This window comes from Calothrix sp. CCY 0018 (assembly GCF_963920925.1).
GTDB lineage: Bacteria > Cyanobacteriota > Cyanobacteriia > Cyanobacteriales > Nostocaceae > Rivularia.
This window is the reverse complement of sequence record NZ_CAWUDI010000027.1, coordinates 1-23806: the sequence shown is the minus strand read 5'-3', so window position 1 is coordinate 23806 and position 23806 is coordinate 1. Positions and strand designations below refer to the sequence as shown.

The following is a 23806-nucleotide window of genomic DNA, read 5'->3' as shown; positions in this document are numbered from 1 at the left end:
TTGAAATTCTTACTATGCAAAAGGAACAAGCTGTATAAATCGAGATTAATCGTAAATACTATTTTTTATTCCCTGTTGCCTGTTGCCTGTTCCCTTTTTTATTATTTTTCTTCTTACTAAGTACGGAAGAAAACCCTATAGTAAAGCTACCACGCTTACAGGAGAACCACTGCCTCCTCGCAATCTCAAAATTCCGATTACAACTTTTATTCCGGTAGGCGGTAACTGTTCTAAATTAGTTAAATTCTCCAATACAATGCGCGATCGATCTAAAACTAAGCGATTGATAGTAAAATTTACATCTTTACCCCCATCTACACCGTGAGTATCGATTCCAATTCCGGCAATATTTCTTTTTTGAATTAATAACTCAGCTGCATCAACACCAAAACCTGGAAAATGCATATTTCCTTCAACATCTTTATTAAAAAATGCTTTCTTATCATTCCATTTTTCTTGCCAACCCGTTTTTAATAACACCAGACACTTATCGGGAATTTTCCCGTATCGATCTTCCCAAACCTCAATATCAGCAATACTCAGTACATAATCGGGATTCACTGCCACAGAAGCACAAATATCTAGAACTACAGCAGGTAAAACTAGTGAATTAGCAGGGTATTCATCTATCCCTGCACCATTGCGATCGAAACTTATCGGTGCATTAATATGAGTAGCAGAATGTTCTCCCATTGAAAACCGACGCAGATAATAACCTTCTTTTTCCCAATCTGCTACCGTTTCAAATTCTACTGATGGATCGTTTTCCCATTGAGGAATATTTTCATCAATAATATGGCTCAAATAAATAACTTCTCCAGAAGTGTTATCTTGTGGGGCAAAATTCCGCGTTAACCTTTTTAAAGTAGCTTCCATAATCGCACTACTTTGCCCGGTGACAGTAAACACCAAAGCTTCACGATAAACCCGCTGTGCTGCATGATGAGTGTAATTAGCAGCACCACTAGAAACAGTTACTGCCGCGTGAGCTATTCTTGTTGTTAAATCAATTGCCCAAGCTCTTAATTCTAGTTTTTGCGTAAATTCTACCTCTTGCTGCCTAGAAGAAGCGATCGCACTACGACAGCTAGTTAATTCTGCTTGCAGAGAATTGAAAGCATCATTGATAAAAAATAACGATTTCTTCTCAAACGCCGATTTAATAACATCCAAACCAGCCTCAGCGCATCCAAAAGCGAGAAAAGTAGCTCTAAGAAGATTCTTTCGATCGCTTTGCTGTATCCAACCCGGTGGTTTAATCGAAACTACCAATTCTTCAGGCAGAAACCAGCTATTTAAAATCGCCGAAACAGTATTTGTTGAATTCATTGCCGCCAATTCTGCGGGAGGATTAAACGTTATTTCACCCCCTGCTTGCTGGGTGTTTTGAAAAGGAGCGATTCCAAAAACAGCACTTCCATCCGGTAAAGCCGCAGCAACAATAAATTCTTGGAAAAATCCAAATCCAGTTATCCAAGGTACAACACCATTTATGAGATAACCCCCCGGCTTTGATTCGGCTGTAATTATCGGCTCCCCTCCACGGCGTAAATGAGAAAAACCAATGCCTAGTAAAACTTTTCCACTACCCATAAGCGGCAGATACTCTTGTTGAAGCGTAGAATTATCACCCGCAACCAACATCCCAGCAGCACTTTGATGTTGTGTTTGTAAAAAAGCTAAAGCCCCAGAATATCTAGCTACCAACTCTTGAAAATTACCGTAATCTACCTCGCCAAATCCCTTACCACCCCATTTTTCCGGAACCCTCAACGCTAATAAATCTAAATTCCCCAAACCTTGCAAAGCCTCAAACAAAGCATCTGGCGTTTTATCTATTTCCGCCGCCTTTGGTGCAACAGTTTCGGATAAATAAGATTTAGCTTTATCTAACAAAGAAGGAACAAAAATATTATGTAGAGACACTTTCGCAAAAGAATCCATAGCGCCGTATTTTTACTATATTACGCTAATTCAGCACTGAAGAGAGATGGGGAGATCAGGGAGAAATACCTAACTCAATAACAGAGGTAGCAGTGCTACGTCTCTACAATAGACATCTCCGGAAAACATTTAGGTAGTTTAATTTTATACGCAAACCTAACCCCCCTACCCCCCTTCCCTATGAGGGAAGTGGGGTTTTAAAGCCTCTCAGGGGTGGGGGAGAGGTTTGGAGAGGGGTCTTTTTCTTTGTCGGAGATGTCTAATCTAAAATCCAAAAGTTGTTAAAATCCAAAATCTAAAATCGAATAACTGCTCACTGAAAATAGATAATCCCCCGAACCTTATATACTCAAAGGTGCGGGGGAAGTTCAAATGTTGCAGCAAAAAGTGAATTACTATTTAAGTTAACACCTTGGGCACTAAGATTGAGCTAAGAAAAGGTTAAATTTAGTTTAAGACATCAGAAAAATTACGGAACAAAGAAAATTATTTCTTGCTTCTACCGTATATCGAAGAATATTTAATCGTGCTAAGTTTCGCATATACCGTTCGCGGGTTGGTAAGCGACTAACTGTACGTATCCAAATACTACACTTTAATTCTTCGATTTATATCGGGGTACAGACCCCTTATTCCCCAACAACTATCTTGTTCTTCTTAATATTTCCCAATTACCAATTACCAATTACCCATTACCCATTACCAATTACCCATTACCCATTACCTATTACCTATTACCCACTCCCTACTCCTCAAAAAGCTTCCTGGGATAAATCGGAATACTTTTTCTAGTTTCCTTTTGGGCTTTTTGTAGAGGGATTTCGGAATCACTGCGAGGACGAAATTCGACAACATTGCTTTTGAGAGTAATATCATAGTTACCGAAAAAGTCATGACCTAACAGTCCATTTTGCAATTCCTCTCCGGCGATCGCCACAGCAACTTGCTTAACTTTGACACCACCGGCTTCCATAGAATCAACATAACCGATGGGGAATTCTACCGCTACGGCTGAAGCTGTATTTGCCTTTGCTTTGCCAACGGTAGTAACGCCAAGTAATTTAGCCATTCGCTGGGTAATTACGGTACCGCTAGCACCCGTATCAACAATCATTTCAAATCGCTGTTTGCCGTTAAAAGTGACATCGATAATTGGTGTACCCCCAATGCGCCGCTTAATTGGGGCGCGGAATGCCGTCTTTTGAGGAATATTTTCTCGAATAGGTACGGCAGCGGCAGCATATACAGATTGTGTATCGACGGGTATGGGTATCGGCTGACGTGTTGGTGGTGGTTGTGGCGGTTCCGACTGTGGCAATGAAGTGGGTACTTGAATCGGTACTGCGGCTGCTTGAGATTGTAAATTTTGTTGTAATATCTTTTGTACAGCTGGAGGAACCTGCATTTTTTGACGTGCGATCGATTCTTTTGCGATCGATTCTTTCAAGGGTGGTACTGTTACCACTATTCTTTCAGGTTCTGGTGCTTCTACTGGTTGACTTATAGCAACTGATTTTTCCAGAGCATAATCAAAATGGCGCTGGTATTCTCTAACTTTTACTTTGGCGATCGGATAGTAGCGACTTTGGGAGCGGACTGATTTCATCAAATTAATGGCATCTTGATAATAATCAGCGACTAATTTCCAATCTTCTGACGATTGAGCCGATTGACTGACACTAAAACCACCACTAGCTTTATCCAATCCCATTTCAAAGGAAGTTGGTTCTACATTTTGCTCGGTTTTATTTGAGATTGGTTTTGCTGGGCTGGATGTTTCTTTTTGCGAGCCAGCCGAATCTACCATCAACGGCGTAGTTGACACCGATTGCTGCTTCTGGGGAATTTTAACAGTTTTTGATTGTTTGCTACAGGCGACACTAACTATAGTCAGTGCGCTCCATAGTAAAGTTAATGCTGCACGGGTTTTCAAAGGCTCAAGCATAATAATTTTTGATTTTACCAAGCCCTTGGGGGCAAAAATCTACTTTCAAGGGTTTAATGATTTATTTAACGTCGGACGAGCGCCACTATCTGCCTGGTTTTTTCGTAGTCAGAAAAATATCTCTCTCTCTTAGAAATTAAATTTCTCCTTATCTTATATATAGAATACCTTTTTACTATTTTAGTCATTAACGGGGATAAGCAGTTTACAAATAGTATCTAAGATTTTCAACCAGTTTTGATCGGTTAATAGTACTTAAAAGTAAAGTTAAAAAAAAATTGTTGTACTTTTCCTTTCATAATTCCACAACTCCTTTATAATTAGCAGCTCCTTTGTACCTCGCGATACATTATAATTATCTTTCGTTCGTGCCCAATAGATAATTACCTATTGTTGCTTTATAGTTTTATTGCTTATGCCTCTGTTTGACGCAACACCGGCTCTACTTGTCCTAGCAGATGGAACCAGCTATCGCGGTTGGTCTTTTGGTGCAACCGGCACCGCTATCGGAGAAGTAGTTTTTAATACCGGCATGACCGGATATCAAGAAGTGCTGACTGACCCCAGCTATTGCGGTCAAATCATCGTATTTACCTATCCGGAGCTAGGCAATACTGGTGTCAATCCAGAAGATGCCGAGTCAGATAAGCCTCAACTTAAAGCTTGTATCGCCAGAAATATTTGCGATCGCCCTAGTAACTGGCGAGCAACTCAATCTTTGCCCGACTATTTAAAAGAGCATCATATACCGGGGATTTATGGGATTGATACTCGCGCTTTAACTCGTAAAATCCGCAACGTTGGAGCTATGAATGGCGGTGTTTCTACCGAAATACTTGACCCAAATGAATTATTAGAACGGGTGAATGCAGCTCCCCTGATGAGCGGATTAAATTTGGTGAAAGAAGTAACAACTTCAGAAACTTACGAATGGTCCGAAGCGACTACAGCCGCATGGGAATTTAATATAGATTCTAAAACAAGTTCGCAAGAAAAATTTACAGTAGTAGCCTTAGACTTTGGCGTTAAACGAAATATATTGCGTCGCTTAGCAAGTCATGGTTGTCGAGTAATTGTAGTTCCAGCAGATACTCCAACTCAGGAAATACTCAAACATAACCCAGATGGAATATTTCTTTCTAACGGGCCAGGAGATCCCAGCGCTGTTACCGAAGGAATTGAAACCGCAAAAGCACTATTAAAATCCGACAAGCCCATATTTGGCATTTGCATGGGACATCAAATTTTAGGTCAAGCTTTAGGGGCGCAAACCTATAAACTAAAATTTGGTCATCGTGGTTTAAATCAACCAGCAGGTTTGAAAGAACGAATCGAAATCACTTCTCAAAACCACAGCTTTGCCATCGATCCCGATTCTTTAACTCACAGTGATGTGGAAATTAGCCACCTCAACTTAAACGACAGTACCGTTGCTGGAGTCAAACATAAAACTTTGCCAATTTTCTCGGTACAATATCATCCAGAGGCATCTCCAGGACCTCACGATGCAGATTATTTATTTGAGCAGTTTGTTGAATCGATGAAAAAAGCTCGTCAAACAATTACCGCTTGAGTAAAAGTGGGGTAAAAATAAAGAAAGCGAAAAATTGGAGCCAAATTTAATCGTTCCTTTTTTAATCGCTGAATTTCTAACTTCTGCTGTCTTTTGCGGTAAGTAGCGGTTAAAGTAGACAACAGACACAAAAAACATCTATACTTGAGCGTTTGCTTTCACCACGAGGAGGGAATTATAGCTGAACCACTAAATCTAACCGTTAGCCTGCGAGGTACTCGTGAAGTCCGGGATAGTTGTCAGCTATTCCGCCTCACAGGTTTGTTAGACGCATTTTCCGAGCCGACATTTCGTAAGGTACTTAGTAGTAAGATTGACGAAGGTCCCAAACACGTCATTCTGGATCTTTCACAAATTGACTTTGTAGATAGTTCCGGTTTAGGAGCTTTGGTACAGTTAGCAAAGCAATCCCAAACCGCCGAAGGTACCTTTCAAATTGTCACCAATGCCCGCGTTACTCAGACAGTCAAGCTAGTGCGTTTGGAAAAGTTTCTTGCTTTGCAAAGTTCAGTTGATAAAGCCTTAGAAAACACCAAATCTTCTTGACGGCTTGAGTGTCGTTCCTTCTTAGCTATCCGATATTTCAATCTGGATAGCTAAATTTTTCTTTATTAGTAAATTAATCTCATAGGTAGAATAAAATTTTCCAAAAAATAATTTTCCTTCAATCGGAGCATAAAAATAAGAACCTAAAATATTTAGTTTGCTAATATTTAAGATACATATATTTAATTGTGTATATGTGATAACTATAATTTATAGCTGGTAGGTGTTTTACAAAGACAAATCTTGATATTTTTGTTTGCAAAATTAATTCATTTCAAGATAATGTTTTATATGATAGCGATAGATATAATATTTATGGTTAATAAAATTGGCGTAAATAAAAGTTAAAATCAATGCTATGAATCTGAAATAACAAGCTAAAATGATCGGGAAACTTTTGTAGCGATAGCGGTAAGAAGCGTGAAGCATCACCCTGACAAGCGACTAGTAAGCAAACTCCAAAATTACATCACTTCCTGATAATTATTAACCATTACGCAAGGAATTGAGTTGTGACCAAGGAGGAAAAACAATTAAGTGCAGGTTCAAAAACTTTTCTATCAGATGTATTTGGCTTTGATGAATCAAGACCAAATGCAGAAAAATTGTTACCGAAACTTTCTGAGTCGCAACTACAGCAGCTTTCCCCTACCGCTCTTGCTTATTTAGGCGATGCAGTTTACGAACTGTATATCAGGAGATATTACTTGCTACCACCCCAAAAAGTGGAAAGTTACCATAGGTTGGTAGTGGCACAAGTAAGAGCCGAAACGCAAGCCAAAATGTTACATTTGCTCGATCCATATCTCAATAGTAATGAATTAGAAATTGTCCGTAGGGGTCGTAACGCCGCTACAGGTCGTCCCAAACGTGTAGAACCCCAAATATACAGACAGGCTACAAGTCTAGAAACTTTGATTGGCTATTTATATCTCACTGACACCGAACGATTGAGCGAACTTCTGCAAAAACTCCTTCTAGAGTAGTAACAGAACATCTGACTATTAAATGTCAATAATTGCTGCGCTCTTCGGTTAAAAAAAAGTGAGAGAAGATGCCTTACATCTAAGCTCTACCAAATACCTATATGACCAACCAACCAAGAAAGATTAAGATAGATGGTGATTCGAGCCGGAAACCTTCTTTAAAACTCAAAGGTAAGCGCTTGCCATCTCCATCCGGTGATAAATCTAAAGATAAAAATTATAACCCTGTAATTAATAAGTCTCGTCAGAATCGCTCTAATTTTGAATATCCATCATCATCATCGTCTACAGAAGTCGAAGAAACTAGCGACCTAATTTACGGCCGTCATTCGGTTTTGAGTAGTTTGGAAAACCAGCGTTCTCTCAACCGCATTTGGATTACTTCTCGTTTGCGCTACGATCACCGTTTTCACGATTTGCTTTTACAAGCTAAAGGCAATGGCACAGTCATAGATGAGGTGGAACCCAGACGCTTAGATCAAATTACTAAAAATGGTAATCATCAAGGAGTAGCAGCACAAACTGCTCCTTACGAATATTTTGATTTACAGAATTTGATCGAAAAGGCGAAATCCGTAACAGATACACCAGTGATAGTTGTTGCTGATAGTATTACAGATCCCCACAATTTAGGAGCAATTATTCGCACGGCTGAATCCATCGGTGCCCAAGGATTAGTGATTCCCCAGCGTCGGGCTGTCGGTATTACTTCTACGGTAATGAAAGTAGCAACTGGAGCTTTAGATCATTTTCCCGTGGCTAGAGTCGTAAATCTCAGCCGTGCTTTGGAAGAATTGAAAACCGCCGGTTTCTGGATTTACGGTGCCGCTAGTTCTGCGAGCGAACCGTTACACACCGTAAATTTTAATGGGCCACCAATTGTTTTAGTGATTGGTTCTGAAGGCGAAGGTTTAAGTATGCTGACACAAAAGTGTTGCGATGTTTTAGTATCGATTCCCTTACAGGGCAAGACTCCCAGCCTCAATGCTTCAGTAGCAGCAGGTATGGCACTATACGAAATCTATCGTCAACGCTGGAGTAACACGCTTAATTTAGAAAATTTGCGAAAAACCTCTTCCAAAAACCATATGTAAAAGAGTATAAAGAAGTGTAAAGGCAAAAAAACGACAGCATAGTTCTTTAACAACCACTATCAACTTTAGTAATAGACGAAAACCATGAACATCATTGGAAATCCTTTCAAAGAATTTGTGACCAACATCTTTGATAACCTTGGCTTAGCTTGGTGGGTAGAGATTGGTACTCAAAATCCTAAGTGTACTTACTATTTTGGGCCTTTTCTCAACGGCACGGAAGCAAAAGCATCTGTCAAAGGCTATGTAGAAGACCTTGAACTCGAAGGAGCGCAAAATATAATTGTTAATGTTAAACGTTGTAAACCAAAAGTCTTGACTATTTCTGAAGACTTGGGGGAATGGTTTGACCGTAAAGTAAAGCCAGTCTTTAGCGGTCAAATGTAGTTGAAAACTTTCTGTATTGAAAGCTTTTTGTATTAGGCACCATTCGTTAAAAAAATCAGGTGTAAAGTATGAATAAGAAAAATTGGCTTATTCCATACTTTATGCTTTATTTTATTGAAAATGATTATGTTATTTCCGAAAATGTAGAGACGCGATCTAACAGGTCTCTACAAATTAATTTGTGCGTAAATTTGAATGAATCTAAAATCTAAAATCTAAAATCTAAAATCGTATGGTTTGTGGATTATCCTTCAACCAGCAGTCAATATCATTTAATAGTTGCTGGGGAATTTCCCACGGGAAAAGATGGGCTGTATTTGGATAACAGTGAAATTGACTCCACGGTAAATGTTGAGAAGTTTCTAAGCTGCATTCGGCTGTTATATGTCTGTCTTCTTTACCTGCGAGTACCAAGGAAGGGCATTGAATTTGGTTTAAGTCGCCAACTTTGTTGTATCCAGCCCTAATCGCCGAATAAAGAGCGCGAGTTGCTTTATCTGAAGTTTGTAAATAAGCCGGTATCGCACATGAAGCAATATATTTGTAAGCAGTGGGAGTATGTTGTTGAATTAGGTAGCGAAAAAGAGAACGCTTGCCAAACGTATCAATATTCCACTGCCAATTAGGATTTACAATACTTAAAAGAGCAGCAATACCCGTATAGAGATTATCTTGCCATGTAATAGGTGGATGATTGCCGTGTGGTCTTGCCGCTGTAGCGATTAAAATTAAACCACTTACCCTTTGTGGAAGTCGCTGGGCTAACTCCATCGCTAAAATACCGCCTAAAGACCATCCCAGTACTAAGCATTTTTCAACTTGGAATCGGTCTAAAAGTACTTCTAAATCGCTTAAATGGTCTGTCATCGCAAAATTGTCATTAAAGCGACTGTTGCCGTATCCGCGCAAATCTGGAGCAATAGTTTGAAAGCGTTGCGATAAATGATTTGTAAATACAGAAAGACTCGAACCCGAACCGGGATGTCCGTGCAAGCAGAGAATCGGGAAACCTTGACCTTTAGTGTAAGTATTGAGGTGCATTTATTGAAACAGTTATCAGTGAACAGTTAGGAGTTAGGAGTTGGCATTTATGTAATTAAACTTTGGTAATTGGTAATTGATAATTGGGAATGGGTAATTAATGTAATTAAACTTTGATAATTGTTCACTGTTAACTGCTAACTGACTCTTTATATCCTCCAGCGTAGGTGATAACGCACATCTGTCTGTAGGTAGTGTGAATTCCGAATGCAACACCGGATACTTTGAAATCGGGATTAAACATATTGATTCGATGACCGCGATCGCGAACTCCATCGTCGATAATTAGCTGCATGACGATATCCCTTGCGGTGTGAGAACCGTAGCTGATATTTTCACCAGCAGTGACTTGCCATTTTCCATAACGACTTAAACGTTTGAAAGGGTCGCTACCATCGCTACCGTTGTGACCGACGATACCTTTAGGACCTTGATCTTTGACATGATCTTTAGCAGCTAAAGACATTCCCTTTGAAGTAATTACCGGAGGTACGGGAGAAACAGTTTTTAGGTAGCGAATAGCTTCATCAACAGCAGGAATCCCTTCTTGAGTTATTAAATAAACATTTCTAGAAATTTTGACTCGTTTACCTTCAAAGCGTTTTCTATAATCTTCTAATATAGCAGCATAAGCTTGGGGATTTGTCCGAGCCAGATTCATTTCGGCAATTACTCGTTGTTCTAAAACCGAAAGGTTATTATCCCGCCTTACAGACAATGGTGTTTTTGAAGGAGTTTCCGACACGGGAGGCATTGGTTCAATAATTTCGACAGCAGAGGAGACCGCAAGTAGGCTAAAAGGGGCTACCCAATAAAGTATCCGACGCATCAACAACCTCATAAACCCATGAGAATATAGTATAAGCATTCTTATAGATTCATGATATTAACATCAGTTTCCTGATTGCGGACATTAAAAAGTTATCGGTACATGAGTTTTGGGAAGAGGGAATAGGGAATGGGGAACAGAGGAAAGAAGTAATAATTATGGTTTTTTCGTACTATTAAAAACCCGGTTTTTGAAAAAGCCGGGGTTTTAAATTTCTTTAAAATTAATATTTAGAAGTTAGTGTAGCCTCGGTAGTAGGAGCATTTTGCTCGCTAGTAGTAGTCTTTTTCATTATTTTTGAATAGTTAGTAGTAAGTACTTCAGTGCTATAATTAGGGGCTAAAGCCCTGACTACAAACTTTTTTACCCAGTCCTATTTATCTTACATCTTGCACCATTTTCAACACCGCCTTGGAATAAATTCCCAGGCTCAAATACAAAGTCTGATAAATCAGACTGAGCAAGGCTTTTAGTACGTTTTAACGTACTTTGTATATTAGCCTTGAAATTGATTTCTCTGCGAGAAAGCCTCCGGCTTACAAGGCGGGTATTCGGGCTTAACAACAATGGTGCAAGATGTAAGTTTTATAGGACTTTCGCTATTAGACGGGGACTTGCAGTCCCCGGCGGGCTGCGATATAAACACTTATTTTCCGCAGGAATTACTATAGTTTCCCAAGGAAGCCAAAAAATACTCTCGAACTATCTTCTGTTCCCCGTTTCGTACTCCCTTGATTACCCATTACTCGTTACCAACTGCTCAACCTGAGAAAGAAATTCATGTTCTAAATAAGGCTTGGTTAAATAAGCGTTTGCACCTAATGCTTCTGCAAGCTGACGATGCTTTTCTGCACTGCGAGAAGTAAGCACAACTACAGGAACATTTCCTAAATTAGGACTTTGACGCAAATTACTTAACAATTCAAAACCATTCATCCGAGGCATTTCTAAATCGGAAATTACTAAATCAACTTCGGGATGATGCTGCAATTTTTCTAAAGCTTCTACACCATTTTGAGCTTGTACGACTTGATAACCGTATTTCTGTAAAGTTAATGAAATGGTTTGTCGCAAACTAATCGCATCATCTACCACTAAAACAACTTTTGAAGATTTAGCAACAGCCGGCTTTGCTTTGTGCCCTGAAGTAATTTGAGGATTATTTGTAGATTTAGAAGCAGCAAGTAGTGCTTTAGATGTGATTATTTCTCCCGACATTTGCAAAGCTTTTTTAGAAACCCCTGGTGGTAGAGCCGTATAATCAATTGACGCTTGCATTTCGCCAATGGATGGTAGCAAAGTTCCATCAATTACTAGAATTAAATTACCATTAGCTAAACTACTACAACCGTAAACATATTTTGGGGGAGCAATTGCTTGACCTAAAGGTAACTTAAAAGACGAATAATTTCATCTATATATATAAGTTCTTGATTTACATCAATTTTGACTAAATTAGAGTGTTTTAATAGCCTTAACCAATATTTGGTTTCTTTGGCTTCTTTGTAAGCAATATACATTTTTGCTAAGAAGTCTTTTCGACTTTGCCCTCCACTAGCTTCTTCAATATTGGCTCCAATGCTTGTACCCGATTTGAGTAATTGATTGGAAATTACATATTCTTTATGCTGTTGAAGTTGAGAGTAAAGATTGATTATCTTTGTTGCCAAAAGCTACCCTCCGATTATCAAAGCCGAACTTACTACTGCTTATTTTCATAGCTGGCGTTCTGCTGTTTGCGCTAATTGTCGCGATTTATCTTCACTTTCCCGCGCGAATTCTGCTTGAGATACAGCTACGCCCAAGTTGATCGCAATTTGGCGCAACAACTTCACTTGATCTTCTTGCCATTTATAAGCACCACTATTTTGATAAGCACCCAGTAAACCCCAGAGTTTTTGTCCTGCAAATAGCGGCACAATTACATAAGCTTTAACTTGGAACTGTTCTAAAATCTCTAGATTTTAGTAAGAGATGGAGTTTGGATATATTTGCGTATTACTCCCATTACCTTGTCAGCAACCACAGGCTTAGTAATAAAATCCGTAGAACCCACTACCTTGGCACGAACTCTATCCAATAAGCCATCGCTACCCGTAAGTATAATCACTGGTGTATTCGCGAAAACTGAAATCCGACGCAGTTGAGCGCAAATTTCATAGCCACTAGCAACAGGCATCACCAAATCCAAGAAAATTAAGTCTGGTTTATTCTGAATCAAAATCGGTAAAGCCTGTACGGGATCTTGAATTTTAATGAACCTCAATCCTTGAGAAACAAGAATTTGTTCGAGCATCTGACATACTTGGGGGCTATCATCAACACAGGCGATTAAAGGACCCCTCGGTGCTTCTGGCTCCGGTTCTATACTCGATATATTTTGACCATCACCGATCTTAAAAGGCAAATCAGGAACTTTAATCAGTTCGATAATCCCTTTAAGCACGTAAGGCAATAATGAACGAGCTATAGGTAACGGACTTTGCTTCATTTTGACGGCTAAATCTCGCAAAGTGTATTTACCGTTCATCAAATTGACAAAGTTTTTGTAGACGGCCGGACTTACCATCTGCTGTAACTGATCTGGTCTGCGGAGAATTGGTGCCAAGTCAGGAGAAAAATTAGCCAAACCTGCTTCAGACCAATGTTTCCACGTGTCTTGCATGAACTTCAAAGACATATCTGCACTTGTAAAACTCATCGGCGCTTCCAATATCACATCGTTAGTGCGATCGCACTGAATTTGATTGAAATGTGCCTGTTGAGCTAAGTCAAACAGCAGTTCTGCTATAGTCTTTTCTACAACGCCGTTTATATGCTCGCGCTTAATTTTCTGGTTTTCATGCAAAACTTCAAGCAGTTTATAATCCCAGTAATCATTTTTATTTGATAAACCTTTGGAATTGAACTGCATTTTGTCAATATCAATATCCGGGCAGTGTTGGGTCATGTGTCTGCGCCAACGTCGGAAGGGATGAGTTCCCCCAGTTGCCCAAACTATACGTCCCAATCTGTAGTAGAACACCCAAGAGTGCCCTTTGGAACCTTTGATATTTAATTTGCCACTATATTGTATTTGAGTACAACTTCTAAATTCATCGAGTAATTCGCTCGACACCATCGTTTCGGGATGGCTCATACTTTGTTCCCTTTATTAATAAGTCTTCTCTTAAATGTCCAGACTCGCGGTTGCAAAACTCAGGAGATACGTAGCTTTGTTTGCCCTTTCATGAGTGCAAACCGGTTGCGGATGATTAGCCTAATTTGAAGTAATGCACAAAAATACTTCTTGTTAAAGACCCAGAATATCTGCAAGATATATCTATAAAAAAATAATATATTTGTAGAGATTTCAAGAATCATTTACAGAACAGTTATAGAGAAGCTCCAAATTTACTTATTGACTCAACAAATAACCTCATAAGAATTTAACTCTTTCGCAAGGTTTTTACCACGACTTGCGGGCTGCTGCAATTAGCGCGATCGCGTTCTTCGATTCCAGCGATAGCAGCTTTAAAGCAAATAATACTGGAAAATTCTCCAAGTTCTGGACGTGACATGATTAATTACTTATTGAGATAACTGCACTTCTGATTATCTTTGGGTAATTTTGAAACGCCAATAGAGTTTATACGCATAGAAGAATCTGCACTTCCATTTCTTTTCTAAGTGAAAGCACTGTTTAAATTCAAATTTAAAAGTATTTTTTTTCAGATTGCTAGAAATAAACAATTGAATTGTAGAGACGGCCATAGTATCGCGTCTCTACATTTTTAACTATTCCCCATTCCTAATTCAACTTACTTTTTTGCTTCAATTGCTTTTCTGAGATTTCCTTGATATTGGGTGAGCAGCTTCGACGCTTGTTTCTTATCCAAACCAGTTTCATGCATCAAAATTGCTAACTTGACCCATTTACCGCTACGTTCGAGTAAAGTACTGGCAGCTTCGCGACTCAAACTGGTTAAATCCTGCAAAATTCGTAAAGCTCTATCCTGTAACTTTTGATTTGTAACTGCGACATCTACCATGCGATTGCCGTAAACCTTACCGAGTTTGACCATAACGCCGGTAGAAAGAATATTTAAAGCTAATTTTGTGGCGGTACCGGCTTTGAGGCGAGTTGAACCGGCTAATATTTCTGGCCCTGTAAGTAAGCGAATATCAACGTCTGTTTCTACACTTACTTGTTCGGATGGAACGCAAGCGATAAATACGGTAGTCGCACCCCGGCTTTTCGCTGCCTTAATAGCACCCTGGACGAAAGGAGTAGTTCCACCTGCGGTAATACCTACTACCACATCAAGCTGGGTAATTTCTCGCTGAGCGATCGCAACTTCGCCATCTTCGGCGCAGTCTTCTAAGTCTTCAGAACTGCGTACTAATGCCCCAGCACCGCCAGCAATTATACCTTGAACTAATTCGGGGGGAGTGCAAAAAGTCGGCGGACATTCAGCAGCATCTAATACTCCCAATCTACCGGAAGTACCCGCACCTACATAAAACAAGCGTCCGCCTTTTTTAAGACTTTGCGCTGACAAATCAATCGCTTTAGCCAAATTTTCTTTGGCAGCAACAACCGCAGCGACTGCTTTTGCGTCTTCACGGTTAAAGAGTTCGATAAATTCGACGCTACTTAACTGGTCTAAATTAAGACTATCGGGATTAACTTGCTCGGTTAACAAGTGTCCGCGCTCTTGCAAATCTGTCATATGTTTTGTTTTTTTCCGTAATTTTAGATTTTGGATTTATTCGTTGCGAAATCGAAATTTTTGTAGAGACGCGCATAGTATCACGTCTCTACATTTGAATTCATACCCGGATTTATCCGTAGAATTGTAGAATTAATCTAAAATCACAAATACGAAGAATCTTACAACAATCCTTCCAGTTTGCGACGGATATTATCTAGATCGGAATTTGACATTTCTTCTTCTGGAACTTTTGGTTCTTCTTGAGTCGAATCATCCTCGCGCCAATCAATATTCTCAAGATTTTGTGGTGGAGGAACAACTAAATCGCCGTTCTCAGGAACAACTTCATAGTCATAATTAGCACTTTTACAAAAATGCTCGATTTCCGCTTTATCCATTGGTTCGGGTGTAGGAGTAAGAAAATCTTGCGCTTCGAGCATTAAAGCATAGCGCTCAGCGTCATCTAAGGATTCAAACATCAGCACTTTATCGCGATCGCCGATCCGAACTGTATGAATTCCTTCGTTTTCTGTACGGGCATTAAAGATTAACACAAAAACGCGCCCCATCTGTAATCACCTGTCCTTTTGTTTGGGTTCTATCCATATTAAAGTTCTAGGATGCATTTGGGGGAAAGTTAAGATAATAATTCTCGCTTTCTTAACATTTTCCTGAATTCACTTTTATTTTGACGGGAATATAAGTATTGCTGCTTTAACCCTGGTACCGTTTCAATTTTAATTATTTGGATTTAATTCTTAATAATTACTGCTACAACTGGGTTAGACCAAGTTTATTCTCTAAAAAACACCATTAGTTTGTTCATGTTCTAGTATTCCACCCAGAAAACGAGCAATTTTTTTATACTCCCTATTCTCTACTTTCTACTCAACTCAGCAAGTTATCTTGGAAAGGTTTACGGATTACGTCCGCGTTTAGGTCTAATTCGCAGTTCTGTTTGCATCGGCTAAAGTCAGAAGTAACATAAAATGATCGATTCTTCTTCTACTGAAAAATGTTCTAAATCGAAAAATCGCAAGCGTCTTTGGTTATTAGTACTTAGTCGCGGTGGATTGGCGTTTGGGGGATTGTTACTTGTAGGAATTTCTGTTGGTATTTGGCGATTACAAAATTTTATTCAACAAGATTTAGCTCCTTTAGTAGAAAAAAATCTTACTACTATTATTGACCGTCCGCTGGAGTTGGGTGATGTCAAAGGTTTTACGCTTTCTGGAGTCAAGTTTGGAGCTTCGGCTATTCCGGCGACAGCAACAGACGCAGATCGAGTTAAAGCTGATGCTATAGAGGTTGGATTTGACCCGCTACAATTATTGTTCAATCGTAGATTAAAGCTAGATGTAACTTTAGTCAACCCCGTTGGTTATGTCGATCAAGACGAACAAGGGCGCTGGATTACTACTAAAATTGTGCTACCGGATGAACCGAGCGCGATCGCCATAGATGTAGAAAAAGTCCGTTTGCGTAATGGGAATGTAACATTAATGCCTTTTGTGGAGAATCAGAAGGCTGCTTCTCCAGTGGTTTTTTCAAAACTCAACGGTTACGCAAAATTTACTGATAATTATCAAGCGATCGGGTTTGAAGTCGGGGGACAACCGGGACGTACTGGTAATGTTTCGGTAGGGGGAAAGGTAAGTTTAAAAAATAAAGCCGGTAATTTACAAATACAGGCACAGGATTTATTAGCATCAGAAGTTACTCCCCTTGTCAAGCTCCCAGTTAAGTTGAAAGGGGGGAAAATCAATGGAAATTTACAGGTAAAACTACCGACTGGGGAAGAAAAGCAGCCTTTATTATACGGCAACGCTCGCGTGGAAGGGTTAGATTTTCAAGTAGCCCAAATGCCGAAACCGCTGCTTAATTCTCAAGGAAATTTGCAGTTTGATGGTACAAAAGTAAAACTAAGTGATGTAGTTACCAGTTACGATAAAATTCCTTTGAGTGGTGGTGGCACCATTGATTTTAACAAGGGTTACAATTTGACTGCTCGCGCCAATGCAGTCAGCGTCAACGATACTTTGCAAAGTCTCAATCTTCAGTCGCCTTTACCCGTTGGTGGAGTTGTCAAAGGCGATTTATCGATGACGGGGGCTATTACTAAACCAGTTATTTCCGGTATTGTTTCCACGGTTAAACCTGGGATTTTCGATAAAGTTAAATTGAAAACCGCTAGCGGTAAATTTGATTTTGTGACGGCTGATTCAAGCGTTACTTTTACAGATATTCGCGGTACTGCTGCTGTCGGTGGAGAAGTTCGAGGTGCTGGTAAAATCTTAATTGGCGACGATAATATTGGTAGAAAAACCCAAGTTAATTTTAATTTCCGCACGGGTAATGCACCGGGAGATAGTTTAGCCAGAATTTACGATATTCCGACAAATTCGTTTCAAGTTGGGAATGTAGCAGCTACAGCTAATTTAAGCGGTACACCAGAAACTCTTCGCACCCTGGTAAAATTTAATGCTCCTCAAGCGACTTATCCAGCTACGGGGGAAGTAATAGTAAATCCTAACCGCAGTGTTTTATTTCGCAATGTAGCTCTTGCTGTGGCTGGCGGTACGGCTTTAGCTGACGGTAGTTGGAATCAACAGCAGTGGCAGGCTGTAGCGAATACCAAGGGTATCAAAATTAATCAATTTGTCAGTAAGGAACAGTTAGAAAAGGTAAATCTTGGTAGCGCTAATTTTAACGGTAAAGTTATTGTTTCGGGTACTTCAACACCGTTTAAAATTGCTCAAATTCGTACCGAAAATGCCGATATAAAAGTTGCTGGGGGTACGGTTGCGGTTAATTCTGTTAAATTTGACGAGCAAAAGTTTTCTGCTGAGTTGGTAGCTTCTAAGGTTCAAGTAGGACGTTTATTAAAAGATGCGAGCTTACCTATAAATGGCCCTTTGAGCGGGAAGTTTCAAGTATCTGGGAATAGAGATAATTTCGATGCAAAAACTTTGCAGATTCAAGGTGATGCTAGTTTAGCCGCTGCTGGGGGAAGGATTACAGCGAATAATATCCAGGTGAAAGACGGGATTTATTTAGCTAAAATCCGGACAAATAATCTACAGTTGCAGCAGTTATCACAGCAAATACCAAAGTCGTTTAAAGGAAGATTGACGGGGGAATTTGATGTTGCTGGCTCCTTAGAATCATTTCAACCAGAAAGTATAGTAGCTACTGGTAAAGCTGAGGTAAAAACGAATGGTGGTGTTATTGCAGCTAATAATATTCAAGTCAAAAATGGGGTTTATTTAGCTCAAGTAGCGACGAATAATGTCCGAGTTAGGGAGTTATCCGAGCAAATTCCTAAGTCGTTTGCGGGAAGATTGACGGGTAAATTTAGCGTTGCTGGCTCCTTAGATTCTTTTGCACCGGAAAGTTTAATTGTTTCGGGGAAAGCAAACTTAAATACTGCCGCTGGTAGAATTTCTGCTGCGGATATCGAGTTTGCCAGGGGAGAGTATCGAGCAAAAGTTGGAGTTAATAATATAGATGTACGTCAATTATCACCACAAATTCCTCAATCGTTCCCAGGCAAGTTAACGGGAAATTTTGATATTGCTGGCTCTACGAAATCTTTTGAAGAATTAACCGTATCCGGGAATGGTTTTGTTAATGCAGCAGGTGGGAGGATTTCAGCGTCGGAAATTGCGGTTTATAACGGAAGATATCAAGCTAAAGTTGATGCCTCGAAGTTATTGGTAAGTCAATTATCGCCAAAAATTCCCCAATCGTTTCCGGGAAGATTAACGGGTAGGTTTAATATTACAGGTAACGTTGCGGGTTCGCTTTCATCCTTTGAAGATGTAACTGCTTCGGGGAATGCTACCATAAATGCTGGTGATGGTAAGGTAACTGCGTCGGATATTTTAGTTAATAACGGTAAATATCAAGCTAAGGTTGATGCGAATAATTTACTTGTAAGTCAATTATCTAAGAACATTCCTCAATCGTTTCCGGGAAGATTGACGGGTAGGTTTAACGTTGCAGGTTCGCTTTCATCCTTTGAAGATGTAACTGCTTCGGGGAATGCTACCATAAATGCCAGTGATGGTAAGGTAACTGCGTCGGATATTTTAGTTAATAACGGCAAATATCAAGCTAAAGTTGATGCGAATCAAATACGGTTAAGACAATTTGCACCTCAACTACCGGAAATTTTAGCTGGAGATTTAACGGGTAAATTTAATGTTGCTGGCTCGCTAAATTCCTTTGAAGATGTTAATTTATCTGGGAATGCTGCAATAAATGCAGCAGGTGGTGAGATTGCAGCATCAAATATTTTAGTTAAAAACGGACGCTATCAAGCAGTTGTGAATGCAGCAGCTGTGGAATTAAACAAATTAAATCAACGCTTGCGGGGTAAGTTTGCTGGTAATTTACAACTTGCTGGTAACTTGAAAAATCCCAGTTTAGCTGACATCAGAGCTAATGGTAACGTGCAGTTTTCTCAGGGAATTCCTGGCTTTGAGAAACCGATTAATGCGGCGATCGCCTGGAGTGGAAATAAGCTAAATATCGTCAAAGCAACTGCACCGGGTTTAAATATTAGCGGTGATATTTTTGCTAATGCTAAGGGTGCGGGGATACCTGAAATTACGCAATTAGATTTGAATATACAAGCTAGTAATTTTGATTTGCAGCAGTTACCTGTAGATATTTCTAATGCAGTTAATGTAGCGGGGAAAGTTGATTTTGACGGTAAGATAACTGGTAAATTACCTTTACCGAATGTAGTAGGAAGAGTAGCGTTAAAAGATTTTGTAGTTAACGATATAGCTTTTGAGCCAGTTTTAGCTGGTAATGTAAAATCGCAGCAAGGAAGCGGTTTGCAGTTAAATGTTGCGGGTAAACAAGACCAAATTGCAGTTAATTTGAATGCTAATAATCGACCAGAATCCTTTGTAGTTAAACGGGGTGAAGCATTTGCATCCGGTCAATCTCAAGGTGATATTTTAGCATTGAGCGTAAAAGCATTTCCTTTACAGTTATTAAAACTGCCTTTACCAGTAAATCGCTATCTTGGTTCCGGTAAAATTGCTGGAACATTTACTGGAAATGTCAGAGTTAATCAAAAAACCTTTGCCACTGCTTCGGGAAATATTGCCGTTCAAAATCCAGAAGTTGGACGTTTAAAAGGCGATAAATTGGTTGCGAATTTTAATTATAATGGTAAAAAATTAAATATTAGCAGAGGTGAATTTTTCAAAGGCGAAAGCAGCTATATTGTTGCGGGTACTGTAACTCAAACATCTGATTCACCGCAAATAAAAGGTCAATTAAAAGTCAATCAAGGAAAAATACAAGACGTTTTAACAGCATTACAAATATACGAATTACAAGATATTCAGCGCGGCTTAGAAGAACCGACTTATGGTAAAGCAAGTCAACTCGAAACCACTGCGGTAGGTTTACCAAATCAAAATTTATTAACTCAACTGCGACGCTATTCAGAAATTCAAGCATTATTAGAAAAACAAAAACAACAACGACGGGATGCTTCTCCTTTTCCGGAATTAGCGAATTTAAAAGGAACTTTCGATGCTGAAGTTAGCCTAGACACAACGAAAGATAAAGGATTAGCTACGCAATTTAATGTCAAAGGTGAAAACTTTACTTGGGGAACCGAAGAAGATCCAGAGCGCTACAAAGCAACACAAGTTGTTGCTCAAGGTGGTTTTGAAAACGGAATTTTAAAATTAACACCGTTACGAATTGAATCAACAAATAGACTTATTAGCTTTAGCGGTGCGATTGGTGGTGAAGAACAGTTTGGTAATTTACAAGTAAAGAACTTTCCTTTAGAAGTAGTTGATAACTTTGTCAAGTTACCGATAGGGTTCACTGGTAATCTTAATGGTAGAGCAGCAATAGCCGGTAGTATTGCTAATCCTTTAACTAAAGGAGAATTAAGAATTACCGAAGGAACTTTAAACCAAAAAGGAATCGAATCAGCCGCAGCAAGTTTCAGCTATAGCAACGGACGTTTAAGATTTGCTAGTAACGTCTTGGTGAATGATTCCGAACCCGTTGACATTAACGGTAGTATTCCTTATAAATTGCCTTTTGCTTCAGTAGCTCCCCAAAGCGATCAAATTAATTTAGATGTAAATGTCAAAAATGAAGGATTAGCTGTCATAAATTTATTTAACAATCAAGTAGCTTTTGAACAAGGTGAAGGAGAAGTTAAATTAACAGTACGCGGAACTTTGCAAGAACCAGTAGTAAATGGAAATGCTACTATTACTCAGGGGATATTTTCCGCTCAAGCTTTACCAGAAAAACTGACAAACGTAACGGGAACAGTAAACTTTGATTTTGATACGATAGCGGTAAAAAATCTTCAAGGAGACTTTAGTAAAGGTAAAGTAGTCGCGAAAGGCGAAATTCCTATATATAACGATGAATCTATTCAAATTAATAATCCACTTTCAGTTACCTTAGATAAATTAGCAATAAATCTCAAAGGAATTTATCAAGGTGGCGTTGGAGGTAATGTAATTCTTAAAGGTGCTGCATTAAGTCCGATTGTTAGCGGTAACATTAATCTAAATAACGGTTTAGTATTGCTACCCGAAGGTGATGCCGATACTGAGGTTGCAAATAATAAAAACATTAAACGTGTCAAAGCAGGTACAGAAAATAATCAAGAAGAAAATACTAGAGGAAGATTCGATAATTTACAATTGACTTTAGGTGAAAAAGTAAAAGTAGAACGTCCTCCAATTGTTAGCATTCAAGCTAGTGGAAAATTAGATATAAACGGTACATTTAGCAATCCCATCCCAGTCGGTACTCTAAAATTAAAAAAAGGGGGAGTTAACTTATTTACTACCCAATTTAATCTAGCCCGTGGTGAAGAGAATACCGCTACATTTATCAAAAATCAGCCCCGCGATCCAATTTTAGATATTAGTTTATTTGCTAAAGTATTAGATGTAATTCAAAGTTCTGACTTTAGTAGAGCAAATGCCACTGGTTTAGCAGCATTAGAAACAATTCGTGTCGAAGCAGCAGTAAATGGCCCTGCTAGTAAACTAAATGAAAACTTAGAATTGAAAAGTAGTCCATCACGTAGTGAAACAGAAATTGTCGCTTTATTAGGAGGTGGATTTGACGCTGATGGAAGAGGTAATTTGGCTGTAGGATTGCTTAATATCGCAGGCACCGCAGTTTTAGGTAATTTACAAGGCGCTTTTAATGATATTGGTACTGCTTTTGGTTTAGATGAACTGCGAGTATTCCCAACTATTATTTCCGACAATCCCGAAGCAGGAAAAAGCAGTTCTAGTGTGGAATTAGCCGCAGAAGCTGGAGTAGATATAACAGATAAAATATCGATTTCCGCTTTAAAGATTTTAACCGCAGATGATCCATTTCAATTTGGTATTAATTACCGTTTAAAAGATAAAATTCGTCTTCGCGGTTCCACTAACTTTGATGATGATAGCCGTGGTGTAATTGAATATCAAACAAGGTTTTGACAGTTAACAGTGAGCAGTGAACATTTATCTATCAGTTACCAACTAACTTCTATTTATGAAAAAAAATCTTGGTTTCGTGCTGTTGATATTATTAGGTGTTGCGGTTGCGGTATTATTTGGGAATATTTTTTTTAGTGCATCTAAAGAAACTGCTGTTATTAATAGTATTCAAATAGAAACTCCAATAGCTCAAGAATCTACAGCAGCGAAAATACAAACTCAATCAAAACAAATTAAACAAACTAATATTCCTCAAGTTGATTCGGAAAGATTGTTCGCTGACGTGCAAAATTTGAGTTTTCAGCGTTTTACAGATGACGAGCGCAGACGTACCCGGAATTATATTATTAATGAATTAAAAAAGCAGGGTTGGGAATCTTCTTTAGAGCAGTTTCAACAAGGTGTGAATATATTTGCTGAAAAACCGGGAATTGATAGTGAAGCGGGAGCAATTTTACTTGCAGCACATTACGATACCGTTTTGAATTCCCCCGGTGCTGACGATAATGCTACTGGTGTTGCTGTATTGTTGGAAATTGCTCGACTTTTTAATTCTGCTTCGACTCCACGCACTTTGCAATTAGCTTTTTTCGATCAAGAAGAAGCTGGTTTATTGGGTAGTCGCGCTTTTGTTAATAATACAGCCCGCTTGCAAAACTTGCGCGGTGTAATTGTCATGGATATGGTGGGTTACGCTTGCTATACAAAAGGTTGTCAAAAAGCTCCCTCCGGTTTTCCTATAGCTCCCATTAGCGATAAAGGTGATTTTTTAGCCGTGGTAGGTGATATAGAACATTTACCATTAATTAATACTTTTAAAAACGTTGATAAAAATATTAATAATTCATCAAAATTGCCACCTGTATTTACTTTACCAGTACCCCTCAAAGGCGTTTTAACACCCGACGTTTTACGTAGCGACCATGCACCATTTTGGATTCAAGGAATAGGAGCTTTATTAATTACCGATACAGCAAATTTGCGTAGTTCTTTTTATCATCAACCAAGCGATACTCCAGCTAATATTGAACGTGATTTTTTCGCCGGTGCAGCGCAGTTAATTGTAAATGTTACGAATGCTTTGCTGGAAGGTAGCGGTAGTTTGGCAACGCCGAGTTAGGAAGTTTAGCTTCACATCGTATCCGGCGGTTGAAACCGCATCTACACAAGCAAAACCCGCCTGCGCGGGTTGTAAATTTACATAGTCCACGCAGTATCCGGCGGTTGAAACCGCATCTACACAAGCAAAACCCGCCTGCGCGGGTTGT

Annotated in this window: 17 protein-coding genes and 1 pseudogene; 7 read left to right on the top strand and 11 right to left on the bottom strand. The window is 39.2% G+C overall.

All coding sequences use genetic code 11. The annotated features are described in order from the left end of the window. Positions 1 to 135: 135 nt before the first annotated feature. Together ACM03V_RS19590 and ACM03V_RS19585 are read right to left on the bottom strand one after the other, a co-directional pair. Positions 136 to 1944, bottom strand: a complete 1809-nt coding sequence (locus ACM03V_RS19590; protein WP_414622475.1) for a cyclase family protein — start codon at positions 1942 to 1944, stop codon at positions 136 to 138. A gap of 745 nt (positions 1945 to 2689) precedes the next feature. After that, positions 2690 to 3889: a TIGR02281 family clan AA aspartic protease gene (locus ACM03V_RS19585; RefSeq protein ID WP_414622474.1), complete on the bottom strand. Its 1200-nt coding sequence runs from the start codon at positions 3887 to 3889 to the stop codon at positions 2690 to 2692. Positions 3890 to 4304: 415 nt separating this feature from the next. On the opposite strand from ACM03V_RS19585, the gene carA reads away from it, so the two are divergent. The 5 genes from carA (at position 4305) to ACM03V_RS19560 (ending at position 8475) form a co-directional block, all read left to right on the top strand. After that, entirely contained in the window at positions 4305 to 5462 is a 1158-nt protein-coding gene (carA, locus tag ACM03V_RS19580) for a glutamine-hydrolyzing carbamoyl-phosphate synthase small subunit (RefSeq protein WP_414622473.1), read from the top strand. 144 nt (positions 5463 to 5606) lie between these two features. Next, positions 5607 to 6008: an STAS domain-containing protein gene (locus ACM03V_RS19575; protein ID WP_414622472.1), complete on the top strand. Its 402-nt coding sequence runs from the start codon at positions 5607 to 5609 to the stop codon at positions 6006 to 6008. Between the two features lie 512 nt (positions 6009 to 6520). Next, a complete protein-coding gene (locus ACM03V_RS19570) occupies positions 6521 to 6994 on the top strand; it encodes a Mini-ribonuclease 3 (protein WP_414622471.1) in 474 nt (157 codons plus the stop codon). 101 nt (positions 6995 to 7095) lie between these two features. Further along, complete coding sequence (gene rlmB / locus ACM03V_RS19565) at positions 7096 to 8088, top strand: 23S rRNA (guanosine(2251)-2'-O)-methyltransferase RlmB (RefSeq protein ID WP_414622470.1); 993 nt, start codon at positions 7096 to 7098, stop codon at positions 8086 to 8088. A gap of 84 nt (positions 8089 to 8172) precedes the next feature. After that, a complete protein-coding gene (locus tag ACM03V_RS19560) occupies positions 8173 to 8475 on the top strand; it encodes a DUF1816 domain-containing protein (RefSeq protein ID WP_414622469.1) in 303 nt (100 codons plus the stop codon). Positions 8476 to 8697: 222 nt separating this feature from the next. On the opposite strand, the gene ACM03V_RS19555 is transcribed toward ACM03V_RS19560, so the two are convergent. The 9 genes and pseudogenes from ACM03V_RS19555 to ACM03V_RS19515 all read right to left on the bottom strand — a co-directional run bounded on the left by ACM03V_RS19555 (position 8698) and on the right by ACM03V_RS19515 (position 15608). Then, positions 8698 to 9516 (bottom strand): alpha/beta fold hydrolase, encoded by an 819-nt coding sequence (locus ACM03V_RS19555; protein WP_414622468.1) that lies wholly within the window; start codon positions 9514 to 9516, stop codon positions 8698 to 8700. A 130-nt stretch (positions 9517 to 9646) separates the two neighbouring features. Beyond that, entirely contained in the window at positions 9647 to 10345 is a 699-nt protein-coding gene (locus ACM03V_RS19550; protein ID WP_414622554.1) for a CAP domain-containing protein, read from the bottom strand. 735 nt (positions 10346 to 11080) lie between these two features. Then, positions 11081 to 11734: pseudogene (locus ACM03V_RS19545) on the bottom strand (response regulator); the annotation flags it as partial. After that, positions 11728 to 12015 carry a four helix bundle protein gene (locus ACM03V_RS19540; RefSeq protein ID WP_414622467.1) on the bottom strand — a complete coding sequence of 96 codons (288 nt, stop codon included), beginning with the start codon at positions 12013 to 12015 and terminating at the stop codon, positions 11728 to 11730. The pseudogene ACM03V_RS19545 and the gene ACM03V_RS19540, both read right to left, overlap by 7 nt. 45 nt (positions 12016 to 12060) lie before the next feature. Continuing rightward, positions 12061 to 12264, bottom strand: coding sequence for a GAF domain-containing protein (locus ACM03V_RS19535; protein WP_414622466.1), 204 nt, complete (start codon positions 12262 to 12264; stop codon positions 12061 to 12063). A 38-nt stretch (positions 12265 to 12302) separates the two neighbouring features. After that, positions 12303 to 13484: a response regulator gene (locus tag ACM03V_RS19530; RefSeq protein ID WP_414622465.1), complete on the bottom strand. Its 1182-nt coding sequence runs from the start codon at positions 13482 to 13484 to the stop codon at positions 12303 to 12305. A gap of 289 nt (positions 13485 to 13773) precedes the next feature. Beyond that, entirely contained in the window at positions 13774 to 13905 is a 132-nt protein-coding gene (locus tag ACM03V_RS19525) for a hypothetical protein (RefSeq protein WP_414622464.1), read from the bottom strand. Positions 13906 to 14145: 240 nt separating this feature from the next. After that, a complete protein-coding gene (gene murQ, locus ACM03V_RS19520) occupies positions 14146 to 15057 on the bottom strand; it encodes an N-acetylmuramic acid 6-phosphate etherase (RefSeq protein WP_414622463.1) in 912 nt (303 codons plus the stop codon). A 161-nt stretch (positions 15058 to 15218) separates the two neighbouring features. Continuing rightward, on the bottom strand, positions 15219 to 15608 hold the full coding sequence (locus ACM03V_RS19515) for a DUF3110 domain-containing protein (protein ID WP_414622462.1): 390 nt from the start codon (positions 15606 to 15608) through the stop codon (positions 15219 to 15221). 420 nt (positions 15609 to 16028) lie between these two features. Here ACM03V_RS19515 and ACM03V_RS19510 point away from each other — a divergent pair, with 420 nt between their 5' ends. Both ACM03V_RS19510 and ACM03V_RS19505 read left to right on the top strand, forming a co-directional pair. Continuing rightward, positions 16029 to 22538 (top strand): translocation/assembly module TamB domain-containing protein, encoded by a 6510-nt coding sequence (locus ACM03V_RS19510; RefSeq protein WP_414622461.1) that lies wholly within the window; start codon positions 16029 to 16031, stop codon positions 22536 to 22538. A 55-nt stretch (positions 22539 to 22593) separates the two neighbouring features. Continuing rightward, a complete protein-coding gene (locus ACM03V_RS19505) occupies positions 22594 to 23658 on the top strand; it encodes a M20/M25/M40 family metallo-hydrolase (protein ID WP_414622460.1) in 1065 nt (354 codons plus the stop codon). Positions 23659 to 23806 lie beyond the last annotated feature (148 nt).